At 60.2% G+C, this 20,853-nt stretch carries 17 protein-coding genes and 2 tRNA genes; 15 read left to right on the forward strand and 4 right to left on the reverse strand.

Going from position 1 to position 20,853, the window contains the following annotated elements; all coding sequences use genetic code 11:
- Positions 1–3: 3 nt before the first annotated feature.
- The 9 genes from mutL to HU759_RS03535 all read left to right on the forward strand — a co-directional run bounded on the left by mutL (position 4) and on the right by HU759_RS03535 (position 11,580).
- A complete protein-coding gene (mutL, locus tag HU759_RS03495; protein WP_170039143.1) occupies positions 4–1,902 on the forward strand; it encodes a DNA mismatch repair endonuclease MutL in 1,899 nt (632 codons plus the stop codon).
- Positions 1,902–2,873 carry a tRNA (adenosine(37)-N6)-dimethylallyltransferase MiaA gene (gene miaA, locus HU759_RS03500; protein ID WP_169986533.1) on the forward strand — a complete coding sequence of 324 codons (972 nt, stop codon included), beginning with the start codon at positions 1,902–1,904 and terminating at the stop codon, positions 2,871–2,873. Before mutL ends, miaA begins: the two co-directional genes overlap by 1 nt.
- Positions 2,874–2,966: 93 nt before the next feature.
- Complete coding sequence (gene hfq / locus HU759_RS03505; RefSeq protein WP_003188059.1) at positions 2,967–3,227, forward strand: RNA chaperone Hfq; 261 nt, start codon at positions 2,967–2,969, stop codon at positions 3,225–3,227.
- A gap of 12 nt (positions 3,228–3,239) precedes the next feature.
- Positions 3,240–4,541 (forward strand): ribosome rescue GTPase HflX, encoded by a 1,302-nt coding sequence (hflX, locus tag HU759_RS03510; RefSeq protein WP_017138462.1) that lies wholly within the window; start codon positions 3,240–3,242, stop codon positions 4,539–4,541.
- A 96-nt stretch (positions 4,542–4,637) separates the two neighbouring features.
- The gene (gene hflK, locus HU759_RS03515; RefSeq protein ID WP_017138461.1) at positions 4,638–5,816 is read left to right on the forward strand and encodes an FtsH protease activity modulator HflK; all 1,179 of its coding nucleotides are present in this window, start codon (positions 4,638–4,640) and stop codon (positions 5,814–5,816) included.
- Positions 5,816–6,682 carry a protease modulator HflC gene (gene hflC, locus HU759_RS03520; RefSeq protein WP_017138460.1) on the forward strand — a complete coding sequence of 289 codons (867 nt, stop codon included), beginning with the start codon at positions 5,816–5,818 and terminating at the stop codon, positions 6,680–6,682. Before hflK ends, hflC begins: the two co-directional genes overlap by 1 nt.
- A gap of 292 nt (positions 6,683–6,974) precedes the next feature.
- On the forward strand, positions 6,975–8,162 hold the full coding sequence (locus HU759_RS03525; RefSeq protein ID WP_017138459.1) for an ATP phosphoribosyltransferase regulatory subunit: 1,188 nt from the start codon (positions 6,975–6,977) through the stop codon (positions 8,160–8,162).
- Between the two features lie 54 nt (positions 8,163–8,216).
- Positions 8,217–9,506: an adenylosuccinate synthase gene (locus tag HU759_RS03530; protein ID WP_017138458.1), complete on the forward strand. Its 1,290-nt coding sequence runs from the start codon at positions 8,217–8,219 to the stop codon at positions 9,504–9,506.
- A gap of 139 nt (positions 9,507–9,645) precedes the next feature.
- Positions 9,646–11,580, forward strand: a complete 1,935-nt coding sequence (locus HU759_RS03535; protein ID WP_099548095.1) for a methyl-accepting chemotaxis protein — start codon at positions 9,646–9,648, stop codon at positions 11,578–11,580.
- 108 nt (positions 11,581–11,688) lie between these two features.
- Here HU759_RS03535 and HU759_RS03540 read toward each other — a convergent pair whose 3' ends face one another.
- The 4 genes from HU759_RS03540 to HU759_RS03555 form a co-directional block, all read right to left on the reverse strand.
- Positions 11,689–13,242: an iron ABC transporter permease gene (locus tag HU759_RS03540; protein ID WP_170039131.1), complete on the reverse strand. Its 1,554-nt coding sequence runs from the start codon at positions 13,240–13,242 to the stop codon at positions 11,689–11,691.
- The gene (locus HU759_RS03545) at positions 13,242–14,267 is read right to left on the reverse strand and encodes an extracellular solute-binding protein (protein ID WP_138449479.1); all 1,026 of its coding nucleotides are present in this window, start codon (positions 14,265–14,267) and stop codon (positions 13,242–13,244) included. The genes HU759_RS03540 and HU759_RS03545 overlap by 1 nt, the downstream gene beginning before the upstream one ends.
- 144 nt (positions 14,268–14,411) lie before the next feature.
- Positions 14,412–14,498: transfer RNA gene (locus HU759_RS03550), tRNA-Leu, on the reverse strand.
- Between the two features lie 153 nt (positions 14,499–14,651).
- Positions 14,652–14,738: transfer RNA gene (locus HU759_RS03555), tRNA-Leu, on the reverse strand.
- A gap of 224 nt (positions 14,739–14,962) precedes the next feature.
- Between HU759_RS03555 and rnr the strand changes: the two genes are divergently transcribed.
- The 6 genes from rnr (at position 14,963) to rplI (ending at position 20,755) form a co-directional block, all read left to right on the forward strand.
- The gene (gene rnr, locus HU759_RS03560) at positions 14,963–17,599 is read left to right on the forward strand and encodes a ribonuclease R (RefSeq protein ID WP_017138454.1); all 2,637 of its coding nucleotides are present in this window, start codon (positions 14,963–14,965) and stop codon (positions 17,597–17,599) included.
- Positions 17,596–18,351: a 23S rRNA (guanosine(2251)-2'-O)-methyltransferase RlmB gene (gene rlmB / locus HU759_RS03565; protein ID WP_017138453.1), complete on the forward strand. Its 756-nt coding sequence runs from the start codon at positions 17,596–17,598 to the stop codon at positions 18,349–18,351. Before rnr ends, rlmB begins: the two co-directional genes overlap by 4 nt.
- A gap of 327 nt (positions 18,352–18,678) precedes the next feature.
- Positions 18,679–19,101: a 30S ribosomal protein S6 gene (gene rpsF, locus HU759_RS03570; RefSeq protein ID WP_003217491.1), complete on the forward strand. Its 423-nt coding sequence runs from the start codon at positions 18,679–18,681 to the stop codon at positions 19,099–19,101.
- Between the two features lie 28 nt (positions 19,102–19,129).
- Positions 19,130–19,360, forward strand: a complete 231-nt coding sequence (gene rpsR / locus HU759_RS03575; protein WP_002551829.1) for a 30S ribosomal protein S18 — start codon at positions 19,130–19,132, stop codon at positions 19,358–19,360.
- 36 nt (positions 19,361–19,396) lie between these two features.
- Positions 19,397–20,290, forward strand: coding sequence for a hypothetical protein (locus HU759_RS03580; protein WP_099548099.1), 894 nt, complete (start codon positions 19,397–19,399; stop codon positions 20,288–20,290).
- A gap of 18 nt (positions 20,291–20,308) precedes the next feature.
- Positions 20,309–20,755, forward strand: coding sequence for a 50S ribosomal protein L9 (gene rplI / locus HU759_RS03585; protein WP_003171376.1), 447 nt, complete (start codon positions 20,309–20,311; stop codon positions 20,753–20,755).
- The last annotated feature ends 98 nt before the right edge of the window (positions 20,756–20,853 follow it).

Here is a 20,853-nt window from a genome sequence, read left to right on the forward strand (position 1 = left end):
TTATTGAACAGTGGCTCGCGCATTGAACTGCTCAGCCCGCGCCTCGCCAACCAGATTGCTGCGGGTGAGGTGGTTGAGCGCCCGGCGTCGGTGATCAAGGAATTGCTGGAAAACAGTATCGACTCCGGTGCCAAGCGCATTGATGTCGATGTGGAGCAGGGCGGCGTCAAGCTGCTGCGGGTTCGCGACGACGGCAGCGGGATTTCCTCGGATGACCTGCCGCTGGCCCTGGCTCGTCACGCCACCAGCAAGATTCGCGACCTTGAAGACCTTGAGCGGGTAATGAGCCTGGGTTTTCGCGGTGAGGCATTGGCCTCTATCAGCTCCGTAGCACGCCTGACCCTGACTTCGCGCACCCGCAGCGCCGAGCAAGCCTGGCAGGTGGAAACCGAAGGCCGTGACATGGCGCCTCGTGTGCAGCCGGCCGCGCACCCGGTGGGGACGTCGGTTGAAGTTCGCGACCTGTTTTTCAACACGCCCGCGCGACGCAAGTTCCTCAAGGCTGAAAAAACCGAATTCGATCACCTGCAAGAAGTCATCAAGCGCCTGGCGTTGGCGCGTTTTGATGTGGCGTTCCATTTACGCCACAACGGCAAAACCATCCTCAGCCTGCACGAAGCCCATGACGACGCCGCGCGCGCTCGGCGGGTCTCGGCGATCTGCGGCGCAGGCTTCCTTGAGCAGGCGCTGCCGATTGAAATCGAGCGCAATGGCTTGCGCCTGTGGGGCTGGGTCGGTTTGCCGACCTTCTCCCGCAGCCAGGCGGATTTGCAGTATTTCTTTGTGAATGGCCGTGCGGTACGCGACAAACTGGTGGCCCACGCGGTGCGCCAGGCGTATCGCGATGTGCTGTTCAACGGGCGGCACCCGACGTTTGTGCTGTTCTTTGAAGTCGACCCGTCGGTGGTCGACGTCAACGTGCACCCGACCAAGCACGAAGTGCGCTTCCGTGACGGGCGCATGGTGCATGACTTCCTCTACGGCACGTTGCACCGCGCCTTGGGCGATGTGCGCCCGGATGATCAGTTGTCAGCGCCGATTGTGACGGCGGCGGTAAGGCCGAGCGGTCCGGAGGCTGGCGAGTTCGGGCCTCAGGGCGAAATGAGCCTGGCGGCCAACCTGCTGCAATCGCCGCAGCCGCAGCCTTCCTACACCGCGCCAGGGTCCGGTGCGGGCGCGGGTTATCAGTACCAATACACGCCACGCCCGCAGTCGACTGTGCCGGTAGCCGAGGCCCAGGCGGCCTATCGCGAATTTTTTGCACCGCTGCCGGGGGCCGAGCCGGGCGCTGTGGCATTGCCTGAGGGCGGCGGTGATATTCCGCCTTTGGGTTATGCGCTGGCGCAGCTCAAGGGCATTTATATCCTGTCCGAAAACGCCCACGGCCTGGTACTGGTGGACATGCATGCCGCCCACGAACGGATCATGTACGAGCGCTTGAAGATCGCCATGGCCAGTGAAGGTCTGAGCGGCCAGCCGTTGTTGGTGCCGGAATCCCTGGCGGTGAGCCAGCGTGAAGCCGATTGCGCCGAGGAGCACCACGGCGTGTTCCAGAAGCTGGGCTTCGAACTGCAACGCCTGGGTCCGGAAACCCTGGCTATTCGCCAGATTCCCGCCTTGCTCAAGCAAGCCGAAGCCAACCGCCTGGTCGCCGACGTGCTGGCCGACCTGATGGAATACGGCACCAGCGATCGCATCCAGGCACATATCAACGAACTGCTCGGTACCATGGCCTGCCACGGTGCAATCCGCGCCAACCGCCGCCTGGCGTTGCCGGAAATGAACGGTTTGCTGCGCGACATGGAAAACACCGAGCGCAGCGGGCAATGCAACCATGGCCGACCGACCTGGACCCAAATGGGCCTGGACGACTTGGACAAACTGTTCTTGCGCGGCCGTTGATGAGTGCCTTGCCCCCCGCCATCTTCCTGATGGGCCCTACGGCCGCCGGCAAGACCGACCTGGCCATCGAGCTGACCAAAGTGCTGCCTTGCGAGCTGATCAGCGTCGACTCTGCCCTGGTTTACCGGGACATGGACATCGGCACGGCCAAGCCTTCAAAAGAACTGTTGGCACAGTATCCGCACCGGTTGATTGACATCATCGACCCGGCCGAGAGCTATTCCGCCGCCGATTTCCGTGCCGATGCCCTGGCCGCCATGGCCGAGATCACCGCGCGGGGCAATATTCCGCTGCTGGTGGGCGGTACGATGCTCTATTACAAGGCTTTGCAGGAAGGCTTGGCGGATATGCCTGCGGCCGACGCCCAGGTGCGTGGCGAAATTGAAGAAGAGGCTGCACGCCTTGGCTGGCAAGCCCTGCACGACCAGTTGGCGGCAGTCGACCCGGTTTCCGCTGCGCGCATTCACCCCAATGACCCCCAGCGCCTCAGTCGCGCCCTGGAAGTCTGGCGGGTGAGCGGCCAGACCATGACTGAACACAGGCTGAAACAAACTGCGCAAAGTGCTGATGCAGGCGCATCTGGACGGTCACAATTGCCCTATACTGTGGCGAATCTGGCCATTGCTCCGGCAAATCGCCAGGTGTTGCATGAACGAATTGCACAAAGATTCACAATTATGTTGGAACAGGGGTTTGTGGACGAGGTCGTAGCACTGCGTTCCAGAGGTGACCTGCATGCCGGGTTGCCTTCGATACGTGCTGTAGGCTACCGCCAAGTCTGGGAACACCTGGATGGCAAGCTGACGTCAGCCGAAATGCAGGAGCGCGGCATCATTGCCACGCGCCAATTGGCGAAGCGCCAGTTCACCTGGCTGCGCAGCTGGAGCGAGTTGCACTGGTTGGACAGCCTGGACAGCGACAATCTGTCACGCGCCTTGAAATACTTGGGATCGGTCTCCATATTGAGCTGAGTCCTTGCAATTGCCGTCTATCCTTGGGGGTGTGACGGCCATAAGCTATCTATTTTCCGAATTTTATTATTGATCCTTAAAGGAGTGCGGCACATGTCAAAAGGGCATTCGCTACAAGACCCTTACTTGAATACTTTACGTAAAGAGAAAGTTGGGGTTTCCATCTACCTGGTTAACGGTATCAAGCTGCAAGGCACGATCGAGTCGTTCGACCAGTTCGTGATCCTGCTGAAAAACACCGTCAGCCAGATGGTTTACAAGCACGCTATCTCGACAGTCGTTCCAGTTCGTCCAATCCGTCTGCCTAGCGCAGCAGGTGATGAACAGGGTGACGCTGAGCCAGGTAACGCCTGATAGGAGTCTCCTTTGTTCTTTGAGCGCCACGGTGGTGGTGAGCGAGTAATCCTCGTTCACTTGGATGGACAGGACCCTGAGGCGCGCGAAGATCCGCAGGAGTTTCAGGAGTTGGCAAATTCGGCCGGCGCCGAGACCGTTGCGTTTTTTAACGTACCGCGTCATCGGCCAACCGCCAAATACCTGATAGGCAGCGGCAAGGTCGAGGAGCTGCGCGACCTGGTTCACGCCGAAGAAGCCGATCTGGTGATCTTCAATCACACCCTCACGCCCAGTCAGGAACGTAACCTCGAACGTGTTTTCGAGTGTCGCGTGATCGACCGCACCGGTCTGATTCTCGATATTTTCGCCCAGCGCGCCCGTACCCATGAAGGCAAGCTCCAGGTAGAACTGGCCCAGCTTGACCACATGAGCACCCGGTTGGTACGCGGCTGGACTCACCTTGAACGCCAGGGTGGTGGCATCGGCATGCGCGGCCCGGGTGAAACCCAGCTGGAAACCGACCGCCGTCTGCTGCGGGTGCGCCTGCGCCAGATCAAGGGCCGCCTGGAAAAAGTACGCAGCCAGCGCGAACAATCACGCCGTGGCCGCTCGCGTGCGGATATCCCTACCGTGTCCCTGGTGGGCTATACCAACGCCGGCAAATCCACGCTGTTCAACAACGTGACGAAATCGGACGTTTACGCGGCCGACCAACTGTTCGCCACCCTTGACCCGACCTTGCGCCGTTTGGATATCGACGACCTGGGGCCGATTGTCCTGGCCGACACAGTAGGTTTCATTCGTCATTTGCCCCACAAGCTGGTCGAGGCATTTCGGTCTACGCTCGAAGAGTCGAGCAATTCCGACCTGCTGTTGCACGTGATCGATGCGGCCGAACCGGATCGCATGTTGCAGATCGAGCAAGTGATGGTGGTGCTGGGGGAGATTGGTGCACAAGACTTGCCGATCCTCGAGGTCTATAACAAACTCGATTTGCTTGAGGGCGTTGAGCCGCAAATCCAGCGCGATGAAGACGGCAAGCCCCAGCGGGTATGGCTGTCGGCGCGCGATGGCAGTGGTCTGGAGTTGCTTGAACAAGCGATTGCCGAACTGCTGGGCAGCGATTTGTTTGTCGGCACCTTGCGCTTGCCGCAACGTTTTGCTCGACTGCGTGCACAGTTTTTCGAACTGGGCGCCGTACAGAAAGAAGAATACGACGAAGAAGGTGTCAGCTTGCTGGCCGTTCGATTGCCGCGCTCGGAGCTGAATCGGCTGGTCAGCCGTGAAGGTGTGGTACCGACAGAGTTCATCGAACAACACACTTTGCAATAAAAGCCTCCGAAAGCGGTTGTGCCGCAGTAGCAGGCATTCTGTAGCATTGGTCGGCGCGCCGTGGGTGCGTCTTTGCTTTATCAGATGGAGAGCGCTATGGCTTGGAATGAGCCGGGTGGCAACTCGAATAATCAGGATCCTTGGGGTGGTAAACGCCGCAATAATGGCGACCGCAAGGGGCCACCAGATCTCGACGAGGCCTTCCGAAAGCTGCAGGAAAGCCTGAATGGGTTGTTCGGTGGTGGAAAAAAACGTGGTGGTGGTGACGACGGCGGTCGCACAAGCAAGGGCGGCGGCTATGGCCTGCTGGGCCTCGGGCTTGTCGTGCTCGCAGCCGTGTGGCTGTACAGCGCCGTGTACGTGGTGGACGAGCAGGAGCAGGCTGTTGTGCTGCGCTTCGGCAAGTACTACGAGACTGTCGGGCCAGGCCTGAACATCTATTTCCCGCCGATCGACAAGAAGTACATGGAGAACGTCACGCGTGAGCGTGCCTACACCAAGCAGGGCCAGATGCTGACCGAAGACGAGAACATCGTCGAAGTGCCACTGACCGTGCAGTACAAGATCAGCAACCTGCAGGACTTCGTGCTGAACGTTGATCAGCCGGAAATCAGCCTGCAACACGCAACCGAAAGTGCCCTGCGCCATGTGGTGGGTTCCACCGCCATGGACCAGGTGCTGACCGAAGGTCGTGAATTGATGGCCAGCGAGATCAAGGAGCGCCTGCAGCGGTTCCTCGATACCTACCGCACCGGCATCACCGTCACTCAGGTGAACGTACAGAGCGCAGCTGCACCGCGCGAAGTGCAGGAAGCCTTTGATGACGTGATCCGCGCCCGTGAAGACGAGCAGCGTTCGCGCAACCAGGCTGAAACCTACGCCAACGGTGTCGTACCGGAAGCCCGTGGTCAGGCCCAGCGTATCCTTGAAGATGCCAACGGTTACCGCGACGAAGTGGTCTCCCGCGCCAAGGGTGAGGCGGATCGCTTCACCAAACTGGTTGCCGAGTACCGCAAGGCTCCGGAAGTCACGCGTGAGCGTCTGTACCTGGACACCATGCAGGAAGTTTTCAGCAACACCAGCAAGGTTCTCGTGACCGGCAGCAAAGGTGGGCAGAACAACCTGCTGTACCTGCCGCTGGACAAGATGATCGAAGGTGGTCGTAGCGGCACCAGCGCACCGTCCAGCAGCTCGAATGCCGCTGCCAACGAAGCGAGCGCCCGTGCGGCCGCTGACTTGCTGCAACAGCAAACACGTACCAGGGAGAGTCGTTGATGAGCAATAAATCGCTGACCGCCCTGATTGTGGGCGTCGTCGTGGTCATCGCTGCCTGGAACTGCTTCTACATCGTGTCTCAGACCGAGCGCGCGGTGTTGCTGCAATTCGGTCGTGTGGTGCAGGCGGATGTCCAGCCGGGCCTGCATGTGAAAGTCCCCTACGTGAACCAGGTGCGCAAGTTCGACGGCCGCCTGATGACCCTGGATGCACCGACACAACGCTTCCTCACCCTGGAAAAGAAAGCCGTGATGGTTGACGCCTACGCCAAGTGGCGCGTCAAGGATGCCGAGCGCTTCTACACCGCGACCTCCGGCCTCAAGCAGATTGCCGACGAGCGTTTGTCGCGCCGTCTGGAATCGGGCCTGCGTGACCAGTTTGGTAAACGCACCCTGCACGAGGTGGTATCCGGTGAACGTGATGCGCTGATGGCTGACATCACCCGTTCGCTGAACACGATGGCAGAAAAAGAGTTGGGCATTGAAGTGGTTGATGTCCGGGTCAAGGCTATCGACCTGCCGAAGGAAGTGAACCGCAGCGTGTTCGAGCGTATGAGCACCGAGCGTGAGCGTGAAGCCCGTGAGCATCGCGCCAAAGGTAACGAGTTGGCTGAAGGTATCCGTGCGGATGCCGACCGTCAGCGCCGTGTACTGCTGGCAGAGGCTTATCGCGAGTCTGAAGAGGCTCGTGGTGACGGCGACGCTCAAGCTGCGGCGATCTACGCCAAGGCTTACGGCCAGGACCAGGAGTTCTACGCGTTCTACCGTAGCCTGCGTGCCTACCGTGAAAGCTTCGCGAACAAAACCGACGTCATGGTGCTGGACCCAAGCAGCGACTTCTTCCGCTACCTGGAAAAGTCCAAGTAACCAAGCCTGTGACCTTAGGGCGCACTCCGTCGGGCGGCTAAAATGCCTGGCGGGGTGATCCTTTCAGAAAACGGGTGTATGATGCGGCAGCCGGGAAATTCCCGGCTTTTTTGCGTCTGCATGTTTGATTCGGCAGGCGCCACAGGTTTTTCGAGGAAAGTGCCCGACGAGGCCGCTGGCAGGCCGTTCGTCACGTCGCTCTTGCGCGTGGATTATGCAAAGCGTGGGTATTTTCTGCTTCACTCAAGGCTCGGCCGAGGGCTGGCCGCCCGGATCATAGGGGAATGGCGTAATGGCAACGGTAGACCGCTGGCTGCTGCCAGATGGCATCGAAGAAGTACTGCCACCAGAAGCTGCGCGCATTGAAGTAGCGCGTCGCCAGGTGTTGGATCTGTTCCAGAGCTGGGGTTACGAGTTTGTCGTGACCCCCCATATCGAGTACCTGGAATCCCTGCTGACCGGCGCGGGCCAGGACCTGGATCTGCGCACCTTCAAGGTCATCGACCCGCAATCGGGCCGGCAAATGGGTTTCCGTGCCGACATCACGCCGCAGGTGGCGCGCATCGATGCGCACACCCTGCGCCGCGAAGGCCCGAGCCGCCTGTGCTACGCAGGCAGCGTGCTGCATGCTCAGCCGCGTGCATTGTCGTCTTCGCGCAGCCCGATCCAGTTGGGCGCCGAGTTGTACGGTGATGCCAGCCCGAGCAGCGACGTTGAAGTGATCAGCCTGATGCTGGCCATGCTGCAACTGGCCGATGTGCCGGATGTACACATGGACCTGGGCCACGTTGGTATCTACCGTGGTCTGGCCCGTGCGGCTGGTTTGTCCGGTGAAGTGGAGCAACAGTTGTTCGATGCCTTGCAGCGCAAGGCGATCGATGAAGTCATCGCCCTGACTGCAGGCGTGCCTGCGGACCTGGCCGACATGCTGCGCGCACTGGTGAACCTGTGCGGTGGCCGTGAAGTGCTGGTGGCTGCCCGTGAGCGCCTGGCCAATGCGCCGGCGCCGGTATTGGCTGCACTGGATGATGTGTTTGCGATTGCCGAGCAGTTGTCGGCGCGCTTCCCCGAGTTGCCGCTGTATTTCGACCTGGGTGAGTTGCGCGGCTATCACTACCACACCGGTGTGGTGTTTGCCGTTTTTGTGCCGGGTGTTGGCCAGGCCATCGCCCAGGGCGGTCGTTATGACGATATCGGCGCTGACTTCGGTCGCGCACGTCCGGCGACTGGCTTTTCTACCGATTTGAAAACCCTGGTGACCCTGGGGCGTGCTGAGGTCGAGCTGCCGTCTGGTGGCATCTGGATGCCCGACAGTACGGACGCAGCACTCTGGCAGCAGGTTTGCCAGTTGCGCAGTGAGGGTCAGCGTGTTGTCCAGGCTTTGCCTGGGCAGCCATTGGCCGCCGCCCGTGAAGCGGACTGCGACCGGCAATTGATTCTGCAGAACGGGCTTTGGCAAGTATCGCCACTGGCTTCTTGAGTTTTCCTGCCGGCCATCGCCGGCACCAAGTTTGCGCGAATGAGGACAAGTGTTATGGGTAAGAATGTCGTAGTCCTGGGCACCCAATGGGGTGATGAGGGCAAAGGCAAGATCGTTGATCTGCTGACCGAACATGCTGCCGCCGTAGTGCGCTACCAAGGTGGCCACAACGCTGGCCACACCCTGGTCATCGATGGCGAAAAAACCGTTTTGCACCTGATCCCGTCGGGCGTGCTGCGCGAAGGCGTGCAGTGCCTGATCGGCAACGGTGTTGTGGTTGCACCTGACGCCCTGCTGCGTGAGATCACCAAGCTGGAAGAGAAAGGCGTACCGGTGCGCGAGCGCCTGCGTATCAGCCCGTCCTGCCCGCTGATCCTGTCCTTCCACGTTGCGCTGGACCAGGCCCGTGAAAAGGCGCGTGGCGAGCTGAAGATCGGCACCACCGGTCGCGGCATTGGCCCGGCTTACGAAGACAAGGTTGCACGTCGTGGCCTGCGTGTGGGCGACCTGCTCAACATGCCGCGCTTTGAAGACAAGCTGCGTGAACTGGTGGATTACCACAACTTCATGCTGGTGGGTTACTACAAAGAGCCGGCCATCGAGTTCGAAAAGACTCTGGCTGAGTGCAAGGAATACGCTGAGCTGCTCAAGCCGCTGATGCTGGACGTGACCGCCGAGCTGCACGACCTGCGTCGCGCCGGCAAAGACATCATGTTCGAAGGCGCCCAGGGTTCGTTGCTGGACATCGATCACGGCACCTATCCGTACGTGACCAGCTCCAACACCACCGCGGGTGGCGTTGCGACCGGTTCGGGCGTTGGCCCGATGTTCCTGGACTACATCCTGGGCATCACCAAGGCTTACACCACGCGCGTGGGTTCGGGCCCGTTTCCGACTGAGCTGTTCGACGCAGTCGGCGCGCACCTGGCCAAGCAAGGTCACGAGTTCGGTGCTACCACTGGCCGCGCCCGTCGTTGCGGCTGGTTCGACGCCGTTATCCTGCGCCGCGCTATCGATGTGAACAGCATCTCGGGCATCTGCCTGACCAAGCTGGACGTTCTCGACGGCCTGGAAACCATCAACATCTGCATCGGCTACAAAGATGCCGAAGGCAAGGATGTTGCACCGACCGACGCTGACAGCTACGTAGGCCTGCAGCCTGTGTACGAAGAAGTGCCGGGCTGGACCGAATCGACCGTGGGCGCCAAAACCCTGGAAGAACTGCCGGCCAATGCTCGTGCCTACATCAAGCGTGTTGAAGAGCTGATCGGCGCGCCGATCGACATTATTTCGACAGGCCCGGACCGCAACGAGACCATCGTTCTGCGTCACCCGTTCGCTTAATAAGCTGTTGATGTAAAAAGCAAAGGGCTCCTTCGGGAGCCCTTTTTTGTGGCTGGCTGGCAATCGGCACGACCCTTGCTACGGTTCTTTCTTTCGCGGTGCTATCAAATTAATGGCACCCGTGGTGGAGGGATTTACCGTGTCTGCCGTTCTCTCATTGTTACAAAGCCGGCTGTTGCGGCCGGTGTTCGTTACCCTAGGTATCGCTCTTTTGGTGCAAGTGCTGGTGGCCGTTGCCCTGACGCGAAGCACCGTGACGGCGTTGGAAGCGGATTTAAGCAGCCGCCTGGGTGCCGACAGCCAGAAACTGTCTGGCGAGCTGGCGCAAGCCGGCAAGGAAGTCACCTCGAGCCTGGACAGCTTGTCTTCGAGCACGCGCCAGCGCCTGACCGCAGGGCTTTCCACGCGCCTGCAAGAGGAGCAGAAGCAACTGCGTGCGACCCTGGAAAAAGACCTGCAGGACTCGGCCAATGACATGGCCCAACTGCTGGCGTCGGTGGCGCCCCGCGCCATGTGGGACAGCGACGTGCCGACATTGTCGGAGTTCGCCCGGCGCGCCCAGCGTAATCCCAACGTGTTGTTCGTGGTGTATGACGACGCCGCTGGCGAGCACCTGACCCGTTACCTCAATCGCGAAAACCCGATCAACCAGGCACTGCTCGACAAGGGCAAGGGCGACCGAGCCTTGGATAAGGTCCTGGATGCGGCTAAAAACGACCCTTCGGTGTTCTACGTCGAGGCGTCCATCAGCCCCAACGGCACGGAGATCGGCAAAGTCCGCATGGGCGTCTCGACCAAAGCCGTAGAGGCCGACCTGGCGGCGCTGGACAAGCGTTTTGCCGCACTGATCGCGAGCAGTGATCAGTTGGTCGGTGACAGCCTCAAAGGCGCCGCCGCCGACAGCGCAGCGGCCATGGGCGCGCGCCTGCAATCGGCGCAAGCCACTGCCACCCAGATGACCGCCAACACCAGCGGCGCCGTACAGGACGCTGCGGGAGCGTTGCGCTGGCGCATCGGCCTGGGGCTCGCCATTGTCGGGTTTGGCGTATTACTGCTGATCGCCATCGTGCTGGGGCGCCGTGTGGTCAATCGGCTGAAGTTGTTGATTGCCGCTATGGACGACCTGGCGGCGGGCGAGGGCGACCTCACCAAGCGTGTGCAGATCAATAGCAAGGACGAAATCGGCGACATGGCCTCGGCGGTCAATCGCTTTGTGGATAAGTTGCAGCCAATCGTGCGTGAGGCCGGCGATGTGGCACAGCGCACCGGCGTCGAAATCGGCGCCATGACCTTGCGCAATGCCGGGGCTGACAAGGCGGCCGGTTTGCAGCGCGACGAAGTTGCCGAAAGCTTGCGCGCTCTGTCGCAAATGGCCGATGAGGCCCAGGCCGAAAGCCATGCAATGCAGGCAGCGTTGCAGCAGGTGGTGGGTATTCGCCAGGCCACGGACGAAAACTCACGGACCTCGGCTGAGGTCGGCAGCCTGATCGAAGCGCTGGCGGGGCAAGTGCAGGCCGGTTCCCAGGTGATCGAGCGGTTGGCGCAGCAAAGCGAGCAGATCGAAGTGGTGTTGACGGTGATTCACGGGATTGCCGAGCAGACCAACCTGCTGGCCCTGAATGCGGCGATTGAAGCGGCGCGTGCCGGTGAGACCGGGCGAGGTTTTGCGGTGGTGGCGGACGAAGTGCGGGCGCTGGCGAGTAAAACCCAAAGCTCCACTGGGGATATCCAGGCGCATATCGTGGCGTTGCAGCAGGGCGCACGGGAAGCGGTGGAAACCATCGGCAAGGCCGGGCGCCAGGCGAATGAAGGGTTGTTGGTGCTGCGCGACAGTGTGCGCTTGCAACAGTCGGTGCAGGCTTCGGTGGAGCAAGTGCATGCGGCGATTGGCCTGGCGACGCGTGCGGCCGAGCACCAGGCCCAGGGCGCGCATGCGGTGCGTGGCCGGGTCGAGGTGATCCACGCCCAGGCCGAGCGGGCCGCGCAGGCGGTGGTGGAGACGACGGCCAGTGGCAAGGTGCTGGATGGGTTGGCAGCGCAGTTGAAGGCGAGTTTGGGGCAGTTTCGGGCTTAGCGTCGTCTGCGCCGGCCTCATCGCAGGCAAGCCAGCTCCCACATTTGACCGAGTTCCAGCGTTGGAATGCAATCGAATGTGGGAGCTGGCTTGCCTGCGATAGCGGTCTCAGCGGCTCAAATACATCCGCGTCGTCAGCAGATACACCGGCAACCCCGACACCAGAATCAACAGCGCCGCATACGGCGCCGCCGCCGCAAACTCAACATTCGAGGTATGCGCCCACACGGCAGTCGCCAGGGTATTCAGCCCCGTTGGGCTGAGGAGCAAAGTCGCCGTCAGCTCCTTCATCGCATCCAGAAACACCAACGCGAACGCCGCCCCCAAGGCCGGGAAAATAATCGGCAAGGTCACCCGGCAAAACGCGCTGAACGACGAGGAGCCCAGCGTGCGTGCCGCCTCTTCCAATTGCGGCGCAGCTTTGTTCAGTGCGGTTCGAATCGGCGCCTGAGCGAGCGGCAAAAACAACAGCGCATAAGCAATCAGCAGCAGCGCCGAGGTCTGATACAGCGCCGGCACATAGTGCAGGGCGAAATACACCAGTGTCAGCGCAATCACCAACCCTGGCAGGGCATGCAGCAGATAAGGCAGGCGCTCAGCCCAAATCGCCAACTGGCCTTTGTAGCGCACCACCAGCAGCCCCACCGGTACAGCTAATACCAGGCAAAGTGCAGCGCCGCCCAACGACAGTGCCAGAGAGGACAGCAGCGCCTCACCAATTTCGGCCACCGGGAATGCCGCCGATGAGCCCACTGCCAGCCAGTAAGCGAGCATCCCCAGCGGAATGCCGCTGCCAATGATGGCCAGCGCCAGGCAGTACAGCTGGCCCACGGTCGACCATTTGCCCAGCTTGACCTGTTCAGCATGCCGCGCCGCGCCCTGGCCGATGCGCACATGCCGGCCTTTGCCGCGCACCCGCAGCTCCAGCCACAGCAGCGTCAGGCACATCACCAGCAGCACCGCCGAGAGCATCGCGGCATTGGCGTTGCTGAATTCCAGTTCGAACTGTTGGTAGATCGCGGTGGTAAAGGTTTGCAGGCCGATGATCGACAGCGCGCCGAATTCCACCAGCATATGCAGCGCGATCAGCAGGGCTCCGGCCAGCAGCGAGGGCCAGAGCAACGGCAGTGTAATTCGGAAAAAAACGCCCCAGCGATTCAGTCCCAGCGTGCGGGCCGACTCTTCAAGGGATGGATCAAGATTGCGCAATGTCGCCGCCACCGGCAGAAACACCAGTGGGTACTTGGACAGGGTCATCACCAGTATTGCCCCGCCAAGCCCTTCGAAGTTGGCGCTCAGCGAGACCCAGGTAAAGCTGCTGACAAAGGCCGGTACCGCAAACGGCAGGCACAGGATTACTCCCCAGATGCGTCGCCCCGGCAGGTTGCTGCGCTCCAGTAGCCACGCCAGTGACAGGCCGATCACGCCGCAAGCCACCGTCACCCCAACCATCAAAGCCAAGGTGTTGCGCAACAGCCCGAACACATACGGCCGCCACAGCAGGTGCACCGCCTCCGCCCAGCCGGCCTGCCAGGCCTTGGTCCCGACATATACCAGCGGCAGCAGGCTCAGGCCAACCAGAAACAGCACGGGTAACAACAGCCAGATCGGCGGGCGTTTGCGCCGGGGGGTGAATACCCCGGCGGGTAGCGATGGGTTCATCAGTTCAAGCCAACGTCACGTTCCAGGTCCAGGGCTTCTTCGGCGTTGCCAAGGTCTGCCGGGGTGACTTTCGGCGGTTGCAGCTCGCTGAACGGCTTGAGGCCGCGATTGGATTGCATGCCCTTGCGCAGCGGGTATTCGGCCGAGGTATTGGTGATGACGCGCTGGCCTTCTTCACTGGCCATGAATGCCAGGAGTTGCTGGGCTTCTTTGGGGTGCTTGCTGGATTTGAGCGCCGCCGCCGAGGACACGGTGATCAGGCCGCCCACATCGCCATCGGTGAAGTAATGCAGCTGAGAATCCAGGTTGGTTTTTTCTTTCTTCAGGGCGAACCAGTAGTAGTTGTTCACCAGCACGGTGGCCACTTCGCCGTTTTCCACGGCCTTGAGCGCGACCATATTGTTGCTGTACACCTTGCCGAAGGCGCGCAGGCCGGTCAGCCATTCTTCAGCAGCTTCGCGACCGTGCAGCTTGATAATCGCCACGGCCTGCTCCTGAAATGCGCCACTGGTGGGCACGAAGCCGACTTTGCCTTGCCACTCGGGGCCAGCGAAATCGAGTACCGATTTGGGCAGGTCTTTTTCGGCGATCAGTTTGGGGTTAAAGGCCACGACGCGGGTACGAGCGGTCACGCCCATCCAGTCACCGTTGCTGCCGACGTAATCCTTGGGCAATACGTCCAGCGTGCTCGCATCAATCTTGGCCAGCAGGCCTTGCTCGCCGAGTTTGTTCAGCGGCGGCGATTCTTCTGTGTAGATCACATCGGCAGGGGAGCGCTCGCCTTCTTCCACGACCTGGCTGGCGAGCTGGTTGCTGCTGCCTTTGCGCACGTTGACGTGAATGCCGGTCTTGGCTTCGAAGGCCTTGGCGAGTTCATCGCCGACTTCTTTGTGCTGGCCGTTGTACAGGGTCAGGGACACCTTGTCGGCGGAGTAGGCGGTGGGCGAGAGCAGCGTCAAGCCAAGCAGGGTGAGGGTCAGGCCACGCAGAAGGGATGTCTTGAGACGGTTATCGCGGATCATCATCCGAAGTGTTCCTCGCTTGTATGCAACAAATCATTGCAAGGATAAACGATAAAACTTCTCAAGTGCGGATGAGGGGAGAATCCTTGGGGAAGTTTTCAAACCCCGGAAACGAAAAAACCCGCTTTCGCGGGTTTGATCTGAATTTGGTGCCCAGGAGAAGACTCGAACTTCCACGACCTTGCGATCACCAGCACCTGAAGCTGGCGTGTCTACCAATTTCACCACCTGGGCATTATCAACAACGCTTGCGCTGTTGATGGAGCGAACTATACGGAGCGCTTTTTAATCTGTAAACCCCTGATATCAAAAATATAATTCAATATTCTTGTTAAAAATCAGAGGCCTGAAACGAAAAAACCCGCTTTCGCGGGTTTAATCTGAATTTGGTGCCCAGGAGAAGACTCGAACTTCCACGACCTTGCGATCACCAGCACCTGAAGCTGGCGTGTCTACCAATTTCACCACCTGGGCAGCATCAACAACGTTGCCGTCGTCGATGGCGCGCACTATACGGAGGCGATTTTGAGCTGTAAAGCCCTGCGATGAAAAAAGCCCGGAAAATTTCGCCAATGGTCATTCAAGGCGCTTTCCGAGGGCTGCAAAGGCCTTTTAAACGCTTGTTGACACCTGAAATTTCCCGTTTCAATACGCGTATGCCAAACTAACCCGCATATAGACAAGGTGAAAACTCTCTAATGGCCGATTGGCAGTCCCTCGATCCCGAGGCCGCTCGTGAAGCGGAAAAATATGAAAACCCTATTCCTAGCCGCGAACTGATCCTGGCGCATCTCGCCGATCGTGGTTCGCCTGCTAGCCGCGAGCAGTTGGTTGAAGAGTTCGGTCTGACCACCGAAGACCAGCTCGAAGCCCTGCGCCGCCGTTTGCGTGCCATGGAGCGCGATGCTCAACTGATCTACACCCGTCGTGGCACCTATGCGCCTGTGGATAAGCTCGACTTGATCCTGGGCCGCATCGCCGGCCATCGGGATGGCTTCGGCTTCCTGATCCCGGATGACGGCAGCGACGACCTGTTCATGAGCCCGGCGCAAATGCGCCTGGTATTCGACGGCGACCGTGCCCTGGCCCGCGTTTCCGGCCTGGACCGTCGTGGTCGCCGTGAAGGCGTGATCGTCGAAGTGGTGTCCCGTGCCCACGAGTCCATCGTTGGCCGTTACTTCGAAGAAGGCGGCATCGGCTTTGTAGTGCCGGATAACCCGAAGGTCCAGCAGGAAGTGCTGATCACCCCGGGTCGCAATGGCGCCGCCAAGGTCGGCCAGTTCGTCGAGGTGAAAATCACCCACTGGCCAACCGCGCGCTTCCAGCCACAGGGCGATATTGTTGAAGTGGTCGGCAACTACATGGCGCCGGGCATGGAAATCGACGTTGCGCTGCGCACCTACGATATTCCTCACGTCTGGCCCGAGGCTGTGCTCAAGGAAGCCGCCAAGCTCAAGCCGGAAGTGGAAGAGAAAGACAAGGAAAAACGCATCGACCTGCGCCATCTGCCGTTCGTCACCATCGACGGCGAAGATGCCCGCGACTTCGACGATGCGGTCTATTGCGAAGCCAAGCCTGGCAAGCTGCGCCTGTTCTCCGGCGGCTGGAAGTTGTTCGTCGCGATTGCCGACGTCTCCAGCTATGTGAAGATCGGTTCGGCCCTGGATAACGAAGCCCAGGTGCGCGGCAACTCCGTGTACTTCCCTGAGCGCGTGATCCCGATGCTGCCTGAGCAGCTGTCCAACGGCCTGTGCTCCCTGAACCCGAAAGTCGACCGTTTGGCCATGGTGTGCGAGATGACCATCTCCAAAACCGGCGAAATGACCGACTACCAGTTCTACGAAGCGGTGATCCACTCCCAGGCGCGCCTGACCTACAACAAGGTCAGCACCATCCTGGAAGCGCCGAAGACCAGCGAAGCCAAGGCCTTGCGTGGCGAATATGCCGACGTAGTGCCGCACCTCAAGCAGCTTTACGCGCTGTACAAGGTGTTGCTGGGCGCACGTCATGTGCGTGGCGCAATCGACTTTGAAACCCAGGAAACCCGGATTGTCTTCGGTTCCGAGCGCAAGATCGCGGCCATTACGCCGACCACGCGCAACGATGCGCACAAGCTGATTGAGGAGTGCATGCTGGCGGCCAACGTGGCCACCGCAGAGTTCCTCAAAAAGCACGAAATTCCTGCCCTGTACCGCGTGCACGACGGCCCGCCGCCGGAGCGTTTGGAAAAACTGCGCGCTTTCCTCGGTGAGCTTGGCCTGTCCCTGCACAAAGGCAAGGACGGCCCGACGCCGAAGGATTACCAGGCGCTGCTGGCCAGCATCAAGGACCGTCCGGATTACCACGTGATCCAGACCGTGATGCTGCGCTCTCTGAGCCAGGCGGTGTACAGCGCCGATAACCAGGGCCACTTCGGCCTGAATTACGAGGCGTACACCCACTTCACTTCGCCGATTCGTCGTTACCCGGACCTGCTCACGCACCGGGCGATCCGCAGCGTGATCCACTCCAAGCAGAACACCCCGCACGTCAAGCGCGCCGGTGCCATGACCATTCCGAAGGCACGGATCTATCCGTACGACGAAGCGGCTCTGGAACAGCTGGGCGAGCAGTGCTCCATGAGCGAGCGCCGCGCCGACGAAGCCACCCGCGACGTAGTGAACTGGCTCAAGTGCGAGTTCATGAAAGACCGCGTGGGCGAGTCGTTCCCTGGTGTGATCACTGCCGTGACGGGTTTTGGCCTGTTCGTCGAGCTGACCGACATTTACGTCGAAGGCTTGGTGCACGTCACTGCGCTGCCGGGCGATTACTACCACTTCGACCCTGTGCATCACCGCCTGGCGGGCGAGCGCACCGGTCGCAGCTTCCGTTTGGGCGACACCGTGGAAGTGCAGGTCATGCGCGTCGACCTCGACGAGCGCAAGATCGACTTCGGCATGCCCGACAAGCCGACCGAAACACCGACTGGCCGTAAAAAGCGTGGCAGCGAACCGACTGCGCCAGCCAGCAAAGGCAAGGGCGCGCCTGCGAAAGCAGCGGCTACCGAGCCTGCGCCAGCCAAGGCCGCTCGTCGTTCGTCCACCAAGGAGAAGGCCCCAGAGGCCTACCGCCCGAGCGATGCAGCGGCGAAAAACGCTGAAGTGCGCAAGAGCCGTGAGTTGAAGCAGCAGTTGCTCAACGAAGCCAAAAGCGGTGGTAAAGCGGCGTCTGGGGGAAAGTCCCACGGGGCGGAAAAGCCGTCGAGCAAACCGAGTAAACACCGTAAAGGCCCGCCTAAAGCGGGTTCGGCTCCCGCGAAAAGCGGCGGGTCGCGCAAACCTAAGGCCAAGTCATGAGTCTGGAAAAAATCTACGGCGTGCACGCCGTAGAAGCACTGCTGCGTCATCACCCTAAACGCGTCAAGCAGGTGTGGTTGGCCGAAGGCCGCAGCGAGCCGCGTGTACAAGCGCTGGTCGAGCTGGCTACGCAAAACAAGGTTGCCATCGGCCAGGCCGAGCGCCGTGAAATGGACGTGTGGGTCGAGGGCGTTCACCAAGGCGTGGTTGCGGACGTAAGCCCGAGCCAGGTCTGGGGCGAAGCGATGCTCGACGAGCTGCTCGACCGTACAGAAGGCGCACCGCTGTTGCTGGTGCTGGACGGCGTGACCGACCCGCACAACCTCGGCGCTTGCCTGCGTTCGGCCGATGCTGCCGGTGCGCTGGCGGTGATCGTGCCTAAGGACAAGTCGGCAACCCTGACGCCGGTCGTGCGTAAAGTCGCGTGCGGCGCGGCGGAAGTGATTCCACTGGTGGCCGTGACCAACCTGGCGCGTACCCTGGAGAAACTCCAGCAGCGCGGCCTTTGGATCGTGGGCACTGCAGGCGAGGCCGAGGTCAGCATTTATGACCAGGACCTCACCGGTCCGACCATCCTGATCATGGGTGCCGAAGGCAAAGGCATGCGTCGCCTGACCCGCGAGCACTGCGATTACCTGGTGAAATTGCCGATGGCCGGTAGCGTCAGCAGCCTCAACGTGTCGGTTGCCACCGGTGTGTGCCTGTTCGAAGCCCAGCGTCAGCGCGGTGCCAAGGCCAAGAGCAAGAAGTAACCCGATCAAAAATGTGCGGCCGGGCTTGTGTGGGAGCTGGCTTGCCTGCGATAGCATCACCTCTGTATCACTGATACACCGAGGTGCCTGCATCGCAGGCAAGCCAGCTCCCACAGAATTTCAGCTCCCGCAGTCGTTTCAGGGTGTTTGGAAGATTGTTCAAATAATCACCAATCACCTTGCGCCGTTTCTCCCCCTTCTCTACAATTGCGCCCCTTGCCTTCCTGGCAGGCACCTATGTGCCTCCCTGCGGCAAGATCCATAAGTGTCATTCACTCCTTGTCTGACCGTTTTTGAGCGGCAGGCTACAACCCGTAAGGAGCATTCATGCGTCATTACGAAATCATCTTTTTGGTCCACCCGGATCAAAGCGAGCAAGTCGGCGGCATGGTTGAGCGTTACACCAAGCTGATCGAAGAAGACGGCGGCAAAATCCACCGTCTGGAAGATTGGGGCCGTCGTCAACTGGCCTACGCAATCAACAATGTTCACAAGGCTCACTACGTGATGCTGAACGTTGAGTGCACTGGCAAGGCCCTGGCCGAGCTGGAAGACAACTTCCGCTACAACGATGCAGTGATCCGTAACCTGGTCATCCGTCGCGAAGAAGCCGTTACCGGCCAATCCGAGATGCTCAAGGCTGAAGAAAACCGCAGTGAGCGCCGTGAGCGTCGCGACCGTCCTGAGCACGAAGGCGCTGAAAGCGCTGATAGTGATGACAGCGACAACAGCGATAACGCTGACGAGTAATCCACGGACCTTTTAAGGAGCCTATCAAATGGCACGTTTCTTCCGTCGTCGTAAATTCTGCCGCTTCACCGCTGAAGACGTGAAAGAGATCGATTACAAAGATCTCAACACTCTGAAAGCCTACGTATCCGAGACCGGCAAAATCGTTCCAAGCCGTATCACCGGTACCAAAGCACGTTATCAGCGTCAGCTGGCCACCGCTATCAAGCGCGCCCGCTTCCTGGCCCTGCTGGCCTACACCGACAGCCACGGCCGCTGAGACCGGGCAGTCGACAAGTAGTAAGGGATTGAATGCATGCGCGCCTTAGCTGAGTTCATCATGCGCGGTCGCGTGCAGGCCACTCTGGTAGTGGCCGGATGTGCGGCATTGCCGCTGCTTTATTGGTTGGGTGCTGCTGCAGGTTGCCTTGTGCTCCTGCGGCGCGGTTTGAAGGACGCCCTTGGCGTTCTTGCCCTGGGATTGTTGCCGGCCTTGATCTGGTGGCTTCAATTCGGTGATCCACGGGTACTTCTGGTACTGCTGGGGTCATCGAGCCTTGCGTTGGTTTTACGCGCAAGTGAGTCCTGGGTCCGCACGCTGCTGGTCAGCGTGGCATTGGGGTTGGTGTACTCAGTGATGCTTGGCGCGGCTTTCCGCCCGCAAATCGAAGCGCTGTCGCAAGAGATCGTCAAGATCCTGCCGATGGCCCTCGGGGATCTCTACCAGCAATTGTCGGTAGATGAGCGAGCGCGGTTTGCGTCACTGATTGCCCCGGTCCTGACCGGCCTGATTGCGGCATTGTTGCAGGTCGTCAGCGTGCTGAGCCTGATTGTTGGGCGTTATTGGCAAGCGTTGTTGTACAACCCGGGTGGTTTTGGTCGCGAATTTCGCAGTATCAGAATCCCAGCGGGGCCGGCGATGTTGCTGCTGGCGTGCATGGTTGTCGGGCCGAACTTCGGCCCACAGATGGCCTTGCTGGCGCCGATTTGCAGTGTACCGCTGGTGTTTGCCGGGCTGGCCCTGATTCACGGGCTGGTTGCGCGAAAGCGCCTGGCCAAGTTCTGGCTGGTGGGGTTGTACGTCACGATGTTGCTGTTTATGCAGCTGATCTATCCGTTACTCGTGGTTTTGGCCATTGTCGACGGCCTGATTGATTTTCGCGGTCGTCTGGCGTCGAAAGACGCCGATAACGCGAACGGTGAAGGTTAAAAGTTAGAGGATTTTCACATGCAACTGATCCTTCTGGAAAAAGTCGCCAACCTGGGCAACCTGGGCGACAAAGTGAACGTTAAGGCCGGCTACGGTCGTAACTACCTGCTGCCATACGGCAAAGCCACCGCTGCAACCGCTGCCAACCTGGCTGCGTTTGAAGAGCGTCGTGCTGAGCTGGAAAAAGCCGCAGCAGACAAAAAAGCTTCGGCCGAAACTCGCGCTGCCCAACTGGCTGAGCTGGAAGTGACTATCACTGCCACCGCCGGTGACGAAGGCAAGCTGTTCGGTTCGATCGGCACCCACGACATCGCTGATGCACTGACCGCCTCCGGCGTTGAAGTGCAGAAGAGCGAAGTTCGTCTGCCGAACGGCACCATCCGCAACGTAGGCGAATTCGACGTAGCCGTGCACCTGCACGCTGAAGTTGAAGCCACCGTACGCGTTGTAGTGGTAGCAGCTTAAGCAACACCTAACTGACTGGCACCTCGCGTGCCAGGCGGTTAACATCGGGCACGATCCTGTTTACAGGTCGTGCCTTTTGTTTTTCTACACACCCCTAA

Origin of the sequence: Pseudomonas sp. OE 28.3 (genome assembly GCF_014268205.2) — a bacterium.
In the GTDB taxonomy this organism is placed as follows: Bacteria; Pseudomonadota; Gammaproteobacteria; order Pseudomonadales; family Pseudomonadaceae; genus Aquipseudomonas; species Aquipseudomonas edaphica.